The organism is Vibrio sp. EJY3, assembly GCF_000241385.1.
GTDB lineage: Bacteria > Pseudomonadota > Gammaproteobacteria > Enterobacterales > Vibrionaceae > Vibrio > Vibrio natriegens.
On the sequence record NC_016614.1, the window covers coordinates 773,985 to 792,475 of the forward strand.

Below are 18,491 nucleotides of genomic sequence, written 5' to 3' on the forward strand. Positions count from 1 at the left end.
CGTTTATTGGTTTTGTGTTTCACGAGGCAGGAATCCGTTCGCAGACCACAACGCATAACCCTTGCGGAAGTTGCTTAGGTCGGTCCAAACTTTGTCGAAGAATGGGTCTTCTGCTTTCTTCTCTTCCACTACTTCCATCCAAGTATTCTTGAATAGATTCAACATATCTTGGTTCCAGTAGCGAATCTCGACACCATTTTGTTTCGCTTTTTCCATGGCTGCGTATTGCATCGCTTCACCTTCTGCGATCGAGTAAGTCATTGCCGCCATACAAGTGGTTTCGACTGCAGATTGTTGAGTTGCACTCATGCCATTCCAAGTGTCTTTGTTGATCAACAGTTCAAATACCGTTGATTGTTGGTGCCAGCCTGGGAAGTAGTTGTACTTGGCTACTTTGTGGAAGCCTAAGCGGTCATCAACGGCAGGTTGTGAAAACTCAGAGGCGTCAATCGCACCTTTCTCAAGTGCACCAAAGATCTCGCCACCTGGGATCTGAACTGTACCCACACCAAGTTTTTCCATCACAGACGCCCCTAGTCCGTAGAAGCGCATATTGAGACCTTTTAGATCCTCTGGTTTTTCAATAGGTTTGCGGAACCAGCCTGATGTTTCAGGAGAGTTCATCGCACATGGCATTACTTTGACATTGAAGCCGCCTTGGTCGTACATCTCTTGGTAGAGCTTCAAGCCGTTACCAAAGAAAAGCCACGCCATAAACTCAGGGGCTTCAGGGCCGAAAGGGATAGACGAGAAAATTGCTGAAGCTGGCAGTTTACCTTGCCAGTAACCAGAAATGGCGTAGCCAGCGTTCACTTTACCCGTGGATACTGCATCGAGAATCTCCGGTGGGTTAACCAACTTACCCGGCTCGTAGATTTTCATTTTGATGGTGCCACCGGAGGTTTGCTCAATTCTGTCTGCAAACCATTGGATAGGGGTACCTAGAGCTGGAAGGTGGCTACCAAAAGCAATCGGGGTTTTTAGCAGTACCTTCTTATCAGCAGCCTGAGCACTAACAGAAAGACCAGAAGCGGTGAGCGTTAACGCAGTAGCAATGGCAACTTTCTTAAGATTCATGGAGATCTCCTTGTTTGGGTATTCCTTGTTAATATTGCTAAATGTGAACAGAGCGTATTAATTGATGTTAATGCAATGTTACATTGAGCTTTAGTTTAGGAAGGAGATTGGATGCTCTCCATTAGCAAAATTGCGCAAATTGAGTCGGTATTAAGTGCAATTTTTGACACGAAGATTCAGTAAAACTACGTATAAGAACGGATTCGGAAAATGGGATTGGTTAGCAACCGCAGGCTTACAATAAACATCATATTACTTTCAATCGTTCCATTGATTGTGGTGGTGGTCATCGTTGCAAGTATCTTATTTAGTCAGGCAAAACAGTTAGTTGATGACCAAGTCGCGTTAACACGACTTAATGTCTTGTCGGTCAAAAAGCAAGAGCTGAAGCAGTACGTAGAAATGGCAGTGAAAAGTATCAAGCCATACTACGAAGATGAGTCATTATCCCCCCAAGTTGCTAAGCAACTAGTGGCTGAAAAATTGAGCCAACTCACATATGGGGAAGACGGATACTTTTTTGTCTACAGCTGGCAAGGTGACGCTTTAGTCCTACCTTATCAACCTGAAAGGGTTGGTCGAAATTGGTGGGGCGTGGAAGATCTTACGGGCAAAAAGCTGCTTCAGGAGCTTATTCACGCAGGGCGAGCTGGGGGCGGATTTGTGAATTACCTCTGGCACAAACCATCGACAAAAGAACCACTCCCCAAGTTGAGCTATGCTATTTCTCTTGATAAGTGGCAATGGATGGTCGGAACGGGTGTCTATATAGACGATATCGAGAAACAAGTCGCGCAGATGGAAAATGGCTTCGATCAGAATATCGGAAAAACCAGTAGTGCGCTTTTTGTACTGATGTTTGTTGCCATCACCGTTATTGCAGGGCTGGGGGCGTCACTGAACCTAAACATGCGTCGTTTAGCCAACGAGCAACTCAGCGTCTTAAACCAGCAGATTATTGATTCGCAGGAAAATGAGCGGCATCGAGTCTCGCGCGAATTACACGATGGCGTAAATCAACTGCTGGTGGCAGCCAAATATCGCTTAGATAACGTGACTAAAGAGCAGGATGATGAGAAGAAACAGATTGAGTTAGATGCGAGTAAAAATGCCATGGAACAGGCGATTGTCGAGGTTCGGCGCATCTCAAAAGATTTAAGACCGCCACAGCTGGATGACTTAGGCTTAGTAGCAGGTATAGAGGCATATCTGAATGAGTTACGTGAGCGTACTCAATTAGAGGTGATATTTGAACACGATATCGAAGGTGAAGAGTTTCTTTCTCAAGTCGAAACCACACTTTATCGTGTCGTACAGGAAGCGTTGCACAACGTAGAAAAACACGCTAATGCGCAAGGTGTCGATATCATCATGCAGCGTGAAGGAAGGATGTTGATTCTGACCGTCAGCGATGATGGTGTCGGAATCCCTGCGAACCATCTCAAAGCGTATAAGAACAAGCAATCGACGCTAGAGCATATGGGGCTGCAAAACATGAAAGAGCGGATTCAAGCTATTGGCGGCATGTTTGAGGTCAATAGCGAACCAGGACAAGGCACGGAAATTCGTGTCAGTTTAAACATGGAGTTTATATGATTAAGTTGGTATTGGCCGATGATCATAGGTTAATGCAAGACGGGCTCAAATCACGGTTAGAACGTGAAGATAACTTGGAGATCCTCGATTGCGTCGGAAATGGCAAGGATGCTTTGAACAGTACATTGACCTTAAAACCAGACGTGCTGCTTCTTGATATCAATATGCCAAAGCTTAATGGGATTGAAGTGTTAGAGAAGCTGACAAAAAGCGCCAGCAAAACGGCAGTCATCATGCTTTCTATGCATGATAGTCGCGACTACGTTATGCGATCCATCAAAGCTGGCGCTAAGGGCTACGTATTAAAGGACGTTGGTTCAGAAGAGTTAGTCATGGCAATTAATCAAGTTGCGGAAGGGCGCTCTTACCTATGTTCTCAAGCGTCTGACCGTCTTCTTGAACAGATCAATCAAAAACCTGAGCCCAGTGATAACACGCTGTCAAAACGTGAATCGGATGTGCTTAAAGCGATTACCAATGGTGCCTGTAACAAGGAAATTGCGGATTCGCTCCATATCAGTGTTCGTACGGTAGAAACGCACCGGCTGCGGATCAAAAAGAAACTCGGAGCCACTTCGACAGCAGCTTTGGTTAAGCTCGCTCTGCAGAAAGGATTGGTGAGCTGATGGTTGCAAATTTACTGTCGAGCCGTCAGCCGATCCTAGATAAAATTGTGTTTTTCTGCGCGGTTGTCCGGTTGGGCTCGTTTCGAGAGGCCGCGTTGCAGCAAGGGATCTCGCCTGCCGCAGGAAGTCGCTGGGTGAAAGAGCTCGAAGAGTCGCTGTCGGTTGAGCTGATAAAGCGAAGCACTCGCCAGCTGGTGACCACACAAGCAGGTCAGCTTCTGTATGATAAATTCGCCCCTTTACTGCCAGATATCGCCAGTTTATGTGAAGAGGTACAAAATCTGGCAGAGGAACAACAGGGTGAAATTAAGCTCTCTTCTACGCCCTTATTCGCCCGGCAATATTTAACTAAAATTGTTGCAGAGTATATGACGCTGCACACGCAGGTGAATTTCAAAATATTCATTGAAGCGGGGGAATTTGATCCTCTCAATGTTGATTTTGCCTTTCGTGCCAGTGCGAGTTATCAAGGTGAGCCAGAGCAAGACTCGTTACTCGTTAAGCGCCGCTTGTTACGAGAGCCTTTGTATTTGTGTGCTTCCAAATACTATCTGGAGCAGCATGGGATGCCTGAAACACCGCAAGACCTCAGCCAACATCGTTGTTTGTATGCTCGAACGTTGGTGGGCGGGAATCGTTGGTGCTTCGAGTTTCAGGGGAATGTCGAAATCGTGACCATTTGTGACACTTTGGAGTGTGACAACAGTGAAATGCTGCTGGATCTTGCCTTGGAACACGCCGGGATTGCCTATCTTCCGCACTCGTTGGTCTCTGACTCAATAGAGCGAGGGGAGCTTGTTCATATCCTGCAAGATCACCAATGTGCCAGTTTCGATATCAATATGTTTTACCGTCCACGCTCACCAATGCCAGAGCGTTGCAGTGGTTTCAAAGAATACCTCTATAGACGAGTAGGAGAGCTATGCGATCATTCCTAATATGAAATTCTCAATCTCTAATTCTGCAATTAACATCTGGGTAACATCGCACTAAGCTGAAAACCAATAAAGTACAGTAACTAAGGAAGGTTAGTGTGGTTACGAAATTGACAGCAGAACAAGCGGCAGAGTGGATTGAAGATGGCGACGCAGTCTTACTGGGTGGTTTTATCGGTAGCGTAGTACCGGAAGCGATTGAAAGAGCAATAGGCGAACGTTTTAGAGACACTCAGTCACCACGAGATTTAACGCTGTTATTTGCTGCAGGTCAAGGTGACGGTCAAGGCCGGGCAATCAACCACTTAGCGGAACAAGGGTTAGTGAAATGCGCCATTGGCGGCCACTGGGGGCTGGTTCCTAAACTTCAGCAGTTAGCGGTAGATAACCTCATACAAGGATACAACTTACCACAGGGTATCATCTCTCATTTGCTTCGAGATACGGCGGCAGGTAAGTTGGGCACCGTGAGTAAAGTTGGCTTAGGTACCTTTGTGGATCCGCGTTTAGAGGGTGGAAAAATCAATCAGGCGACGTCCGATGATTGGGTAGAACTGATTGAGCTCGGCGGTGAGGAGCATCTTTTTTATCACAAGCTACCTGTGACGGTGTCTATTCTTCGCGGAACGACTGCAGATGAGAATGGCAACATTACCATGGAAGATGAATGTTTGATCGTCGAAAGTCTGGCGGCGGCACAAGCGGCACGTAACAACGGCGGTAAGGTCATTGTACAGGTTAAGCAAATAGTGTCCGCCGGTAAGCTTGATCCCCATGCGGTTAAGATTCCGGGAATCTTCGTTGATGCGGTTGTCGTGTGTGAAGATCCAGCGGAGCACATGCAAACTTTTGCAACCATGATGAACCCGGAGTTTGTTGGCATTGAAAATTCAGATGACAACCTCACAACGAGCTCATCCGCTTCGACCCAATCAAAGCTGGACGCAAAAACCATCATTGCCCGTCGTGCGGCTATGGAGCTAAAACCCAGCTCCATTCTTAATCTGGGCATTGGTGCGCCGGAATACATCGCAGAGGTCGCTAAACAAGCTGGCATACTTGATCAATTTACCTTAACCGTAGAACCCGGAGCGGTAGGTGGGATACCGCAAAGCGGCCTGGATTTTGGAGCTTCTCGTTTACCGCAAGCGATTATCGGCCAAGACCAGATGTTTGACTTCTACGATGGTGGCGGTGTTGACCAAGCCTTTCTTGGCTTAGCGCAAAGTGACGTTACAGGAAATATAAACGTATCGCGCTTTGGCAGTAAAATCGCTGGCTGTGGCGGCTTTATTAACATTACTCAGAACGCCAAACAGGTTTACTTTTGTGGCACTTTTACCGCGCAAGGCCTAGCAGTCGAAGTGAGCAAACAGGCTGTTAATATCGTCCAAGAAGGGAAGCAGAAGAAGTTCATCAAGCAGGTTGAGCAAATCACTTTCAGCGCAGCCCAAGCGTTAAGCAACAATAAACCTGTGATGTACATTACCGAGCGTGCCGTGTTCCAACTTTCTCCGTCTGGATTAGAGCTGATTGAAATCGCCCCTGGGGTGGACTTAGAAAAAGACATCCTTCAGCAGATGGAGTTTACACCTGTCATCAGTCCGTCACTGAAAGTAATGCCAAATGCCATCTTCCAGCCATCATTCGAACTTACTCTATAAATGCTGGATAACTATTTAATTTCTACCAAAGGATTAGGATATGTTTGAAAACAAAGTCTGCTTAGTCACTGGCGCGGCGCAAGGTATCGGCCGAGCGATTGTGGAGCGATTTGCCAACAATGGAGCACAGTGTGTTTACGCCTTGGATGTCAACGCTCAAACTTTACAAAGTGCGTTTAGTGACCACGAAAATGTTAAACCAGTCGTCATCAATATTTGTGATAGAGAGGCGATTCAATATTTGGTTGAAAGCATCAGAGAAACCTATGGTCGTATCGATGTTTTGGTGAATAACGCTGGAGTTACCCGAGATGCACTATTGGAAAAAATGACGGAACAAGACTGGGACTTCGTGATCGACGTTAATCTCAAAGGTGTTTTTAATCTCACTCAAGCAGTTGCACCAATTATGATGGCAAACAATTATGGCTCTATTGTCACCATGTCTTCGGTAGTGGGGACCGACGGTAATATTGGACAGTCTAACTACGCAGCAACCAAAGGTGGCGTGATAGCGATGACGAAAGGCTGGGCTAAAGAGTTTGCTCGTAAAGGTGCCCAAGTTCGCGCTAACTGTGTTGCACCTGGTTTTATTGAGACCCCAATGACGGCCGACTTACCTACAAAAGTCCTCGAACTCATGAAACAGAAGACTCCGCTTGGGAGAATGGGCACCGCAGAAGATATCACCAATGGCGTTGAATTTTTGGCCAGTGACAAGTCTAGCTTTATTACGGGGCAGGTGTTGAAGGTTGATGGCGGCTTAGTTTTGTAACGTCATGAAGATAACCGTTGGAGAGCGACACGATAACCTTGCGGTTTGCAAATAAACCAGTCTCACCGTAGTTAGATATCGGTCGCCCCATTTTGGTGATTCGTGCACGTAAACGCGAACGATTCTTTTGCACAAGTTCGTCGTTAGGTAAAAAATACAACTGTCTGAAAGGTAGGGCATTAAAAATCAATGAGTTACCGTTTTTGTTGAGGTGGTACAATCGTTGCAGTAATTTAGCTGTGGTGTTCCAATTGCTTCTCTCTGGCATGAACATAGCTTGGAAAAGGATGGTTCATTTGGAACACGAATGTCAGAAATATACATTAACGACTAGGTCGTTAACGGAGTGACCGGAAATAGCTAATGACGAATAACAACTCATTAAGTGCCCGTATTACGGAGCATTACTCTTCACTCAGTGATGGCAATAGACGCATCGCGGACTTCCTTCAGGTGAATCCAGAAAAAATATTGATGTTATCTACCAGTGAAATTGCTGAGGAATGCCTGGTATCCAAGACAAGTGTCAGCCGTTTTATTCGCAAACTTGGCTATAACGATCATGTCGCATTGAGAAATGAGATGATGTCTGAGCGGGATAAAGGCAACCCGGTAATCACCGGTGAGCTACAGGATACAGGCTTTTGCCAGGATGCAATTTCACTAGAAAAGTTATGGATGCAGCTAGCGGAAGGAAACACTGCGCACATTATCAGAAAGCTAGCGACTGCGAAGCGGATAAAAATTATTGGCTATCGTAATAGCTACCCATTAGCGATGCATTTTCGCCAACAATTAGCCCAATGTCGTCAGGGCGTCGAGTTGTTGCCTCTTCCGGGACAAACCATTGGTGAAGATTTAGCGTCGATAAACGAAGACGAATTTGTCATTTTGTTTGGTATTCGTCGTCGCGTAGCGAACTTTGAGCGAATTGTTGAGTTTCTTAAACCCTACGATTGTTTATTGATCACCGATCAATCGGGACAGAAGTATGCGTCGACGGTAAACGAGGTTTTCGTTTGTTATATGAATAATGAACTGCCGCTAGACAGTTACGCGGTTCCGATGAGTCTTATTCACTACTTTGTAAATGAAACTTTTATATTGCTAAAAGAAGAGGCTTCAAACCTCAGTCAAACGATCAGTGCTAATTATCATCAGTTAAGTGAACTAGAATAAACGGCCCAATAGCCGTGTGATCCCAACTCAATCTTTCCTCTCTAACAAATAGCTGTGGCTGCATTTAGTCACAGCTATTTTCATTCACCTTTGTTTCTCTTCACTACTCAATTACAAGAAAGATCACTAAGAAAGTGGTGCGATCCAGTATGCGTCGAAACGTTGAATAGCTTTGCTACATAATGGTGGTTATTGCACCAAAAATGATCCCCACTTTTTGGTCAATATTATCAATTTATCCAATCTTAAATGCTTAATAAAAATATTTCCCTTAAAAATCAGTCAAATATAAATTTGTTTTAAATGGGTACGATCGTTGCAGTGTACTAGCTAAGTGTTTCAATCGTATCTTATATGTATAGGGAAATAGCCATGAAATTATCTAAGTTAGTGTCTTTAGTCGCTGTTGCTGCGGCATTAGTGACCAACGTTTCTGCTGCGTCTGCAAACCAGTTGGAAGCCATCAAAGAAAAAGCGGTACTCAAAGTTGCGGTTCCACAAGACTTTCCTCCTTTTGGTTCTGTCGGAACGGATTTAAAGCCACAAGGGTATGACATTGATATGGCCAAATATCTGGCCAAAGAACTAAACGTAAAAGTGGAACTCGTACCTGTTACCAGTGCAAACCGTATTCCTTATCTACAAACTCAAAAAGTTGACTTGGTTATTTCCAGTATGGGTAAAAACCCAGAGCGTGAAAAAGCGATCGACTTCAGTGAAGCATACGCTCCGTTTTTCCTCGGCGTGTTCGGCACTTCAGATGAGAACGTCGCCGGAGCTGCAGATCTTGCTGATAAAACCATTGGTGTAACGCGTGGTTCAGTTGAAGATATTGAACTAAGCAAAATTGCGCCAGAGACGACAACGATTAAGCGTTTCGAAGATAACAACGCGACATTGTCTTCTTTCCTATCTGGTCAGATTGATCTCATTGCAACGGGTAACCTTGTCGTCACAGAAATCGCTACTCGTTACCCGGCTAAAGCACCTGAAGCGAAGTTCATGCTGAAGAACTCTCCGTGTTATGTGGGTGTAATGAAAGGTGAAACTGAGCTTGTCGAAGAAGTGAACAAGCTCATTTCAAAAGCGAAAGCAGACGGAGTATTGGAAGAGCTATCGCAAAAATGGTTGAAAGCGCCTTTCCCTAAAGATCTTGGCGCGTAAGGAATAAGAGCAATGAGTTACCAGTTAGAATTTACTGGCTTGGCTCCCTACCTGCCACAGTTTGTGGCAGGTCTAAGGACAACCGTCGAGTTAACCGTTATTTCAACCGTTGCTGGGTTGGCTGTGGGAACGTTGTGCGCAGCAGGACGCACAAGTAAGCAAGCATGGTTACGTTGGTTATGTGCGACTTATATCGAGTTAACACGTAATACCCCGTTTATTGTTCAGCTATTTTTCATCTTCTTTGGTTTACCAGCGTTAGGTGTCAAGCTAAGCGCGTGGGAGGCAGGTTTCATCGCGATGGTGTTTAACCTTGGTGCCTACAGTGCGGAGATCATCCGAGCGGGTATCGATGCAACACCTAAAGGCCAATGGGAGGCGGGTAAAACGTTAGGCTTAACCAGACGCCAAATATTTACTCGAATCGTATTGCCGCCAGCTTATCAGAAGGTTTATCCAGCGTTGGTTAGTCAGTGCATTATCGTCATGCTCGGCTCTGCCGTCGTATCTCAGATTTCAGTCGAGGAACTGACCTTTGCGGCGAACTTTGTGCAGTCCAGAACCTTTTTAAGTTTTGAATCTTATGCTGTTACTGCACTGATTTACCTTGTCCTTGCGATCTTAATGCGTCAATTGTTTGCGTTGATCAAAGCTCGCGTATTCAAAAACCCAGCGCTGTAGGAGAAGACGATTATGATGCAATTTACAGACTGGGACATTCTGCGCAACTTACTACTTGCAGCGCGTTGGACCGTACTGCTATCCATTATTGCCTTTATAGGTGGTGGTCTGGTGGGGCTTGGCCTTACCTTACTCAGAAGTATGAAGAACATTCATCTTGGGAAAGGTATTCAACTGTATGTGGAGCTTTTTCAGGGAACGCCACTTCTGATGCAGCTCTTTATGGCGTTTTTCGGTTTATCTCTGCTGGGGATAGAAGTCAGTGCATGGTCCGCCGCTGCGTTGGCGTTAACGCTATACAGCAGCGCCTATTTTCACGACATTTGGCGCGGTTGTATTGAGGCGTTACCTAAAGGTCAGTGGGAAGCGTGTCGTACTTTGGGTCTCAATTACATGCAGACCATGCGCAATGTCATTATTCCTCAGGCTTATCGAATTGCCATTGCACCGACGATTGGCTTCTCGGTTCAAATTGTTAAAGGCACCGCGCTTGCTTCGATCATCGGTTTTGTCGAGTTAACTAAAGCCGGAACCATGCTGAATAACGCGACATTCCAACCATTTAAAGTGTTTGCCATGGTCGCCGTACTTTACTTTGTTATCTGTTTCCCTCTGTCATTATTGGCTCGTCATTTGGAGAAAAAAACCTATGTCTCTCGTTAGTGTTGATCAAGTACATAAGTACTATGGTGAAAACCATGTTCTCAAAGGTGTGGACATGAAAGTTGAGGCAGGTGAAGTTGTCTCTATTATTGGCCGCAGTGGATCTGGAAAGAGTACGTTACTGCGTTGTATGAATGGCCTGGAAACCTATCAGGATGGCGCGATCATCGTAGACCGTCAGGCCGTAGAAGATGATGACTATAAGCTGCGTCTTCTCAGCCGAAGTGTTGGTATGGTATTCCAAAGTTTCAATCTTTTCCCTCATATGACCGTGGGTGAGAACGTGATGTTGGCGCCAAAGCTGGTATTGAAAAAGGACGCTAAAGCCTGTGAAGCTCAAGCGAGAGAGTTACTCGAAAAGGTTGGCTTAGCCGATAAGTTTGATGCTTATCCAGCGAACCTATCTGGTGGTCAGCAACAGCGTGTTGCCATCGCGCGTTCTCTAGCAATGAATCCAAAGGTGCTGTTATGTGATGAAATCACTTCTGCGCTCGACCCAGAGTTAGTCGGTGAAGTATTAAAAGTACTGGAGCAGCTAAAGAAAGAGGGGATGACGCTCATTCTGGTTACTCACGAGATGAACTTTGCCCGTGAAGTTGGCGATAGAGTCGTGTTCATGAACCAAGGGAAAGTGTGGGAAAGTGGCCCAAGCGAAGTGGTTTTCGATGATCCTCAAACCGAAGAACTGCGTAGCTTTTTATCTGCCGTGAAGTAATAAACAGGCTCTATTTTCTAACCCACCAAAACAGCGGATTTGGTGGGTTGCCTTCCTTTTAAAAAGCGCTTATCGAAGTAGGCGAGCGTAGGGCTTAATTTCGAACACTAACTATCGTTAAAGAAAGTAGTGGATTGAACAATAATTGTACAAATGAACGGTGATCACAAACAAAGTACTTTGATTTGCATCAAAATGTAATAGTATAACGTTACGTTTATTCCGCTGTTCTTGTCGTGTATTACTTCCATCATCTTAAACTAAAGAAATTGTTGCTTCTTGCGATGCTCTTAATCCCTTTGGGGTTGAGTACGCTCTCGCTTGCGCACTCGATGGAAACGGATCAAAACGTTCACGAACATCATACCTGTGAAATCTACGAAGCAATTTGTCATGCTTTAAGCTCACATTCTTCGCTGAGCATACTCTCTGATAAAGCGCAGTGCTATCAGCGATTCGATATCCAGTTCACGACCCTTACCTCTTCAGAGTTACCCCGAACACGCTCGCCACCTCAACTGGTCTAACGCTTTCTCCTTTTCGGAGAATCCAACACTTTTTAACTCAATACCCCAATAACCTCGCAATTTTTGTCAGGGCGAGTTGATGCTGGCTTGTGCTTGTAAAAAGTTCACGGCGGTGCATCAGCTATGTGCAGTTGTTATTTGGGGAAAATAGCGTCTAAAAAAATACGTTAGGGATCGTTATGACCGAAATATCTTATGCTTCTATCGCAAAGAAGAAGAAGCTTATTCGTGGCCTGGTTTTGGCTTCCGTAGTTGCAGCGGGTGCTGCTATCGCATTAAGTAACCTAGACACATCACCTGCGCAGGTTACACCAAACAAGAGTAATACATTATCGATTAGTGGACCTTGGGAGATCTCCAGCTTAGACCCTTCAAAACAGGGATATATGTTAATTCGTATGCAGGTAGTAGAGACCCTGCTCAACGTTGATGGTAAGGGGATTATTACCTCTGGATTGGCAACCAAGTGGCAAAGCAGTGAAGACGGCTTATCGTGGCATTTTACATTGCGCGACAACGTAACGTTTCATGATGGTTCTAAGCTGGACGCTGAAGCGGTCGTTCGCAGCCTTGCTATTGCTCAGCGCAAACACGGTACACTTAACAAGGCAGAGATACGCAGTATTTCCGCGATTAGTGACAATGAGATTCTAATCGAATTGAGTAAACCTTACGCTGCATTTGCCTCACTATTGACCAACTATTCTAACGCTATCTTGTCGCCTGAATCTTACGAGCCTAACGGAGCCGTAAAAACACTTTACGGTACGGGGCCATATCAAATGGAAAGCTTTGCACCGCCGCACAAGTTCTTGGTTAAAAAGTTTGATGGTTATTGGGGGGAAGAAGCAAAAATCGATTTCGCCACATACTTAACGGGCCATCGTGCAGAAAGTCGTTTGCTGCAAGCGAAGTCTGGAGAAGCCGATATCGTATTCAATCTTGAGCCATCCATGTTAGGGCAGCTAAAAAGTGGTAATGAGGTTCAAGTTCACAGTGACCTGATCCCGCGAACCATGTTGGTAAAAGTAAATGCGGGTCATCCATTCTTAAATGAAGCGAGAGCGAGAAAGGCATTAAGTATGGCAATTGATCGAGCGTCGATTGCAAAAAATGTGCTTGGTGTACCAGGTTCGGAAACCACGCAAATCATGCCAAGTTCCATGTCGCAGTGGTTTATTAAAGACGTGAAAAACAGCGATTTCGACCTGGACCTGGCACGCTCAAACTTGGCTGATTTAGGTTGGAAACGCGGAGAAAACGGCACTCTAGAGCGGGATGGTGTGCCGTTCAAACTGACGATGATCACCTATGCCGATCGCCCTGAATTGACCACGGTCGCAACCGCGATTCAAGCGCAATGGGCCAAGCTTGGTGTTGACCTAAAAGTCGATGTCACAAACTCAAGTATGATCCCAGCGGGTCATCAGGATGGCTCACTAGAAACGGCATTGATCGCGCGTAATTTTGGTTTCAGCGCTGATCCGCTACCTATCATCAGCTCTGACTTTGCGAACGGAGGCGGTGACTGGGGAACGATGAATTGGGAAAACGCAAAGGTAGACAGTACGATTGATCGCTTACTTCACAATCACGATGCGACACGTGCATTTGAGTTAAGCCAGATCGTCGCGCAAGAAATTTATCAGGATGCACCAGTGATTGCGATTTCTAGCTACAGCCAACATACCTCGGTGAATAAACGAGTTAAACACTTTAGGTTTGATCCGTTTGAGCGCAATTACTTCATCAACCAGATGGAAATTAACTGATGCTTCTGAGGATTTTAAGAAAGCGACTTTATCAACTGATTCTGGTGGCTTGGGGAGTCGGTACGCTCACATTTGTACTTATGAGAAGCTTACCGGGAGACATGGCGTATCTTATTGCGGCCAGTCGTTATGGGCAGGATAACGTGGATTCCGCAGCGGCTGAACTGGTGCGTCAAGAGCTCAATTTAGACCAAGGATGGTTCAGTAGTTATGTCAGCTGGTTGGGTGATCTGCTACAGCTCAACTTAGGTAATTCCCTCGTGAGTGGTCTACCAGTGAGTGAAGCGGTTGTGCATCAGCTTGGGCACTCTATGCTTCTTGCTGGAGTTGGTATCACGCTATCTGTATTGATAGCGCTTCCGCTAGGAACCTGGTCCGCGAAGAAAGGGGGACTGGTTAATTCTCTTGTCGTGTGGTTCTCGACCTTCACCCGTGCGATGCCGGTGTTTGTATTGGGTCTGTTGATGATCCTTATTTTCGCGATCAGTTGGAAATGGTTCCCTGTTGCGGGTTTTGGTACTTGGCAGCATTTGGTTTTACCAAGTATCACTTTAGCGATTAGTTTAGCGGCAGTCTCGAACCGAGTTGTGCATAACAGTGTGCGCAGCGTTCTTCGTTCTCCTTTCTATATATTTTCTCGCGTCAAAGGCTTAAGTGAAACGCAGACTTTCTTCCGCCATGGCTTACGAAATATGGCAGTACCGATCGTCGCATTTGTTGGTATTCAACTAGTCAGTGTGATTGAAGGCATCATTATGATTGAGTCGCTCTTCTCGTGGCCGGGTGTTGGCCATGGTCTCGCACACGCGATTTTTGCCCGCGACATTCCGGTGATTCAAGGCTGTGCACTGACGATGGGTATTCTGTTTGTGCTCCTCAATAGCATTATTGACGTGCTGTGCTACTGGATTGACCCAAGAGGTCAGCAAGAAAAATGATGAAACAATTTACATTAAATCAAAAGCTCGGATTATCACTCTTACTCGGTTTATTTAGCTTTTCGCTTTTTGTTGGATGGTTGTCTCCGTATTCAATTGACGAACAAAACTTGTCGACTCGACTATTGGCACCAAGCAGTGAACATTGGTTCGGTACTGATCACTTTGGTCGAGATATGATGACGCGCCTTGCGAGTGCCATCGGCTTATCTTTCGCACTGAGTGTGTTTTGTGTCATCACTTCATCAACTTTGGGCGTTTTGTTAGGAGTGTGTTCGGCTTGGGCTGGTGGACGCGTTGAGCAGGGGCTCGATATTCTCGTCAATGTTCTACTAGCACTTCCGGGGTTAGTCTTAGTTCTTCTGTTGTCAGCCATTGCGCCCGGATCGTTCCTGGTTATGTACCTGGCGATTTCACTGGTTCAGTGGGTTGAGTATTACCGAGTAACACGCGCTATCACTCGCACTGTCATTGATAGCCCAGAGCGACAAGTGTCGATGATGATGGGGTTTGGCAAATGGTATCAGTTTAAGCGACATATCTGGCCAGCGATTTCTTCATCGGTATTTACGATGGCGGCATTTGGTGGGGCCAATGCCATTTTAATGATGGCTTCTCTAGGGTTTGTCTCAGTGGGTATCCAGCCACCGTTAGCCGAGCTGGGGCTAATGAGCGTCGAGCTGTTCCCGTTCTATGTTGATGCACCTTGGGTTTTAGCTCAGCCATTATTGGTTGTGGCATTGTTGGTGTTGGGCTTTCATTTATTAGCAGGAGCGAGCCGTGAATCTCTTAATTCAACTGACTGATCTATCGATCAAAGCAAAAGGTGTCGAGCTGCTTCAGCCGCTGTCGTTAAAGCTATATCAAGATAAACCGGTAACCATTCTTGGCCAAACAGGTTCAGGTAAAAGTCTGCTCGCACAGGCAGTGATTGGTCTATTGCCGCGTTCACTAACACAATTCGGAACAGTCGAAATATTCGGTAATAACCATGACCGGGATTCTCTCACAAACCTTTGGGGAAAAGAGGTCATTATGTTGCCGCAAGAACCTTGGCGAGCGCTTGATCCCCTGATGCCTGCTTATAAGCAAGTTGCCGAAGTTTATGAGTGCCTGCATGGATTGAGTGAGGAGTCTGCCTTTCATCGAGCCATTGACGATTTAGACAATATGGGACTAAAAAGCAGCGCTTATAAACGGCCCGGGCAACTTTCTGGCGGTATGGCACAGCGTTTGGCTGTCGCTGCTGCTACCGCTGGTGGTGCAAAAGTTGTATTTGCTGATGAACCCACTAAAGGGTTGGATGTCAGTCGACGCAATGACATCGTTAGACTGTTACTTCAAAGTGCTCAAGGAGGTGGACTGCTGACGATCACTCACGATATCGAAGTTGCGCGTCAGATAGGCGGTGACATCATTGTGATGAAAGAAGGTGTTGTTGTTGAGCAGGGAACGGCGGACCAAGTGTTGAATCATCCTCAACACGCCTATACGCAAGCTTTGATTGCCGCCGATCCAAAACATTGGGTTGCAAGGGCAAAGTACTTGAGTGAGTCGATGCCCGTGTTAAACGTTGAGAATCTTGCTATAGGACGAAACGGCAATGCTTTATCACGAGAGATTAACTTTACGATACATACGGGTGAAGTGATCGGTATTGTTGGTGACAGTGGCTGTGGTAAGAGCACGCTGGGGGATACCCTACTTGGTTTATTGCCACCCGTTGAGGGTAAAGTTGCCAAGTTATCTCCGAATACAAAGCCGTATCAATGGTTGAAGCTATTTCAAGATCCTCCGGCTGCGTTTACTTCTAGTGTGACGCTAGGTGTGCTATTGGATGATTTGGTCAAGCTGCACAAGATAGATAGGGACAAAATCGCACCATTAATGAAAAAGCTAAAGCTCGCTCCCGAGTTGTTAGAGAGAAAAAGTACTGAAGTTTCTGGCGGAGAACTTCAGCGCTTTGCCATTCTCAGGGCTTTATTATTGGATCCGGTATTCTTGTTCGCAGATGAGCCAACATCAAGGCTCGACCCAATTATTGCTCAAGAGGTAACCGACTTGTTGGTTGATCTGGCTAAAGAACAGGGATGTGCGTTGCTGCTCGTCAGTCATGATCCAAACCTGATTGAAAAGTGCTGTGATACCGTTATCGATTTAAACTAATCTGCAAACCTAAATCCTTAATGCGCCTTTTATTCTAAAGGCGCTTAGTATTCACTCTACTCACTTATCCTTTTTTACTCCTTAATTCCCTCACATTGCCTCGTTAATTTGTGTGGCGATAGTTTAAATAATTCTTGTGATGTTTGAGTTTAATTAAGGATGTTTCTGGTGAGCATGCTGATTAAATTTACCCCAAATTGGTAAGTTAAATTAAATATGAAAGCGGTAAAAATCTCGTGTATTAGTTATTTATTGATAACGTCAGCCCAATCTCAAGCTGCTTTGTATCAGGTGATAGAAGTGACTCCTGATACGAGTTACAGCTATGAAAGTGCTTATGGTGTCGCGATTCAACCGTCCACAGTCACCGGTGAAAGTGACAACTGCTTTGAATCATCTTATGTAGAAGGGGATGGAATCTCTTGTTCAGCGTATACATTGGCGGGAGAGACTCGCCTTGTTGAGCCAAGTGAAGGGAAGGCCGTTGATGGATTGAGTTATCGTGAAGAAACGCCGTTTGGTATTGATAACCGCTTTATGTATGTCCAGGAACAAGGTGATTTTGAAGACTACTGTGATGCACAGTTACTGTATGGCACCTGTGAATCATGGGCGGCTTTACATTGGGCACAGTGGAGTGACGAGCTAAGCGGTAGCACAGAGCCCAATTCAATCGCGTTTCTCGGTGACTATGATACCGGCACTGCCTACAACGAAAGCTACAACATCGTCATCAACTCCTTAACTGAAGACGCTGAACCAGTGGGTATTCTGCATGATCTGGGAAATGTAACCAGTTATTTGCGTAATTACACCCAAGCTTTAGACGATACAAACCCAATTACGGATTCCTATCTGCAGTCGAGAGCGTGGAAAACAGACGGCGATTACACGGTAGGTAGCGTATCGACAAGCGCATCAACTGATTACGGTGACTTTTACTCGTCAAAGGCGGCGCTGTGGAGTTCGTCTTTAGGTTCGTTAGTTGAGCTGGATTGGGCAAGTTCGGTGTCTGATACCGCGGTATACAAAAACAGGACTGCACAAGGGAGCCTCCGCGATTTCGTTATTGTTGACAATACGTTATATAGCGTTGGCTACAACACTTACCTACATGATTCTTACTACTATTTCATGGAAGCAACGGTATTTTCTGTTGATTTAGATAGCGATGTTTTTGACGCAGATAACTGGGAAACAAAGAAAATCTCCGGAGCTGGCGTCGAAAGTGACGATGATTATATTTACAGCAATACCTTACTAACTGGCGTCAACAGTAACTTAGTCGCGATTGGTGAATCCAAGCGTTCTGGTAGTTATCCGTACGAAAATGCCGCATCAAACAGAATGTATGTTGTCGATGATATATCAGAGAATTCCCTATCGGCGACCTACTTGAGTGGTGGTATATTCTTTGACGGTGTTGGAGGCAAAGCGCGAGCAATTAATAATTTCAATGAAATTGTTGGACAAGTGGACGCTGAAAATACCAACGAAAGTAGTGGCAAACCAAGACGAAAGCGAGGCTTTATCTACCCATATGATGGAGAAGGTACCAGTGAAACACGTAGCGCAAGGTTAAGTGATCAAGCTTGGTGGTTAGATGATTTGACCAATGGCGGAGACTATTCAGACGATAACAACTATTACCGAATTATTGATGCGTCTGGAATAAATGATGCGGGCGTAATATCCGCGACCGCTTTAAAGTGTGAATCTGGATACGATGACACCAGTCACTTCGCCACCTGTGGTGATGAAGAAGAGGATGAACAAGTGGTAGCCGTTAAACTGGTTCCTATCGTTGGCGCTACTGCAGATGATATTGAAGAACGAAGTGATGAAGCGGAAGAGACAACCACAAGCCGCTCCGGAGGAAGCTTAAACTATTTCGGATTGTTTATTCTCTTGGCTTTATTTGGATACCGTACTTTCGCCAACAGGTCGTCCCTACGTACTAGAACACAGTAAATAGTGTGCCATCTTGTTGCTTGGCTAATTTCATTTTAGCCA

The 18,491-nt window shown here is 45.5% G+C and carries 16 protein-coding genes; 15 read left to right on the forward strand and 1 reads right to left on the reverse strand.

Annotation, left to right across the window (positions count from 1 at the left end):
* Positions 1-3: 3 nt before the first annotated feature.
* The gene (locus tag VEJY3_RS19370) at positions 4-1,077 is read right to left on the reverse strand and encodes a TRAP transporter substrate-binding protein (RefSeq protein ID WP_014234116.1); all 1,074 of its coding nucleotides are present in this window, start codon (positions 1,075-1,077) and stop codon (positions 4-6) included.
* 210 nt (positions 1,078-1,287) lie between these two features.
* Between VEJY3_RS19370 and VEJY3_RS19375 the strand changes: the two genes are divergently transcribed.
* The 15 genes from VEJY3_RS19375 (at position 1,288) to VEJY3_RS19445 (ending at position 18,449) form a co-directional block, all read left to right on the forward strand.
* Positions 1,288-2,673, forward strand: a complete 1,386-nt coding sequence (locus VEJY3_RS19375; RefSeq protein WP_014234117.1) for a cache domain-containing protein — start codon at positions 1,288-1,290, stop codon at positions 2,671-2,673.
* Entirely contained in the window at positions 2,670-3,299 is a 630-nt protein-coding gene (locus tag VEJY3_RS19380; RefSeq protein ID WP_014234118.1) for a response regulator transcription factor, read from the forward strand. The genes VEJY3_RS19375 and VEJY3_RS19380 overlap by 4 nt, the downstream gene beginning before the upstream one ends.
* Positions 3,299-4,237: a LysR family transcriptional regulator gene (locus VEJY3_RS19385; protein WP_014234119.1), complete on the forward strand. Its 939-nt coding sequence runs from the start codon at positions 3,299-3,301 to the stop codon at positions 4,235-4,237. The genes VEJY3_RS19380 and VEJY3_RS19385 overlap by 1 nt, the downstream gene beginning before the upstream one ends.
* A gap of 95 nt (positions 4,238-4,332) precedes the next feature.
* On the forward strand, positions 4,333-5,898 hold the full coding sequence (locus tag VEJY3_RS19390; RefSeq protein WP_014234120.1) for an acyl CoA:acetate/3-ketoacid CoA transferase: 1,566 nt from the start codon (positions 4,333-4,335) through the stop codon (positions 5,896-5,898).
* A gap of 40 nt (positions 5,899-5,938) precedes the next feature.
* Positions 5,939-6,673, forward strand: a complete 735-nt coding sequence (locus VEJY3_RS19395) for a beta-ketoacyl-ACP reductase (protein ID WP_014234121.1) — start codon at positions 5,939-5,941, stop codon at positions 6,671-6,673.
* 363 nt (positions 6,674-7,036) lie between these two features.
* Positions 7,037-7,852, forward strand: coding sequence for a MurR/RpiR family transcriptional regulator (locus VEJY3_RS19400; RefSeq protein WP_014234122.1), 816 nt, complete (start codon positions 7,037-7,039; stop codon positions 7,850-7,852).
* A 372-nt stretch (positions 7,853-8,224) separates the two neighbouring features.
* The gene (locus tag VEJY3_RS19405) at positions 8,225-9,016 is read left to right on the forward strand and encodes a transporter substrate-binding domain-containing protein (RefSeq protein ID WP_014234123.1); all 792 of its coding nucleotides are present in this window, start codon (positions 8,225-8,227) and stop codon (positions 9,014-9,016) included.
* Positions 9,017-9,028: 12 nt separating this feature from the next.
* Complete coding sequence (locus VEJY3_RS19410; RefSeq protein WP_014234124.1) at positions 9,029-9,697, forward strand: amino acid ABC transporter permease; 669 nt, start codon at positions 9,029-9,031, stop codon at positions 9,695-9,697.
* A 12-nt stretch (positions 9,698-9,709) separates the two neighbouring features.
* Entirely contained in the window at positions 9,710-10,360 is a 651-nt protein-coding gene (locus VEJY3_RS19415) for an amino acid ABC transporter permease (RefSeq protein ID WP_014234125.1), read from the forward strand.
* Complete coding sequence (locus tag VEJY3_RS19420; protein WP_014234126.1) at positions 10,347-11,075, forward strand: amino acid ABC transporter ATP-binding protein; 729 nt, start codon at positions 10,347-10,349, stop codon at positions 11,073-11,075. Before VEJY3_RS19415 ends, VEJY3_RS19420 begins: the two co-directional genes overlap by 14 nt.
* A 706-nt stretch (positions 11,076-11,781) precedes the next feature.
* A complete protein-coding gene (locus tag VEJY3_RS19425; RefSeq protein WP_014234127.1) occupies positions 11,782-13,374 on the forward strand; it encodes an ABC transporter substrate-binding protein in 1,593 nt (530 codons plus the stop codon).
* Complete coding sequence (locus VEJY3_RS19430) at positions 13,374-14,312, forward strand: ABC transporter permease (protein ID WP_014234128.1); 939 nt, start codon at positions 13,374-13,376, stop codon at positions 14,310-14,312. Before VEJY3_RS19425 ends, VEJY3_RS19430 begins: the two co-directional genes overlap by 1 nt.
* A complete protein-coding gene (locus VEJY3_RS19435; protein ID WP_041170398.1) occupies positions 14,309-15,118 on the forward strand; it encodes an ABC transporter permease in 810 nt (269 codons plus the stop codon). The genes VEJY3_RS19430 and VEJY3_RS19435 overlap by 4 nt, the downstream gene beginning before the upstream one ends.
* Positions 15,093-16,478: an ABC transporter ATP-binding protein gene (locus VEJY3_RS19440; RefSeq protein WP_014234130.1), complete on the forward strand. Its 1,386-nt coding sequence runs from the start codon at positions 15,093-15,095 to the stop codon at positions 16,476-16,478. The genes VEJY3_RS19435 and VEJY3_RS19440 overlap by 26 nt, the downstream gene beginning before the upstream one ends.
* Positions 16,479-16,694: 216 nt before the next feature.
* Complete coding sequence (locus tag VEJY3_RS19445; protein ID WP_041170399.1) at positions 16,695-18,449, forward strand: DUF3466 family protein; 1,755 nt, start codon at positions 16,695-16,697, stop codon at positions 18,447-18,449.
* Positions 18,450-18,491: the final 42 nt, after the last annotated feature.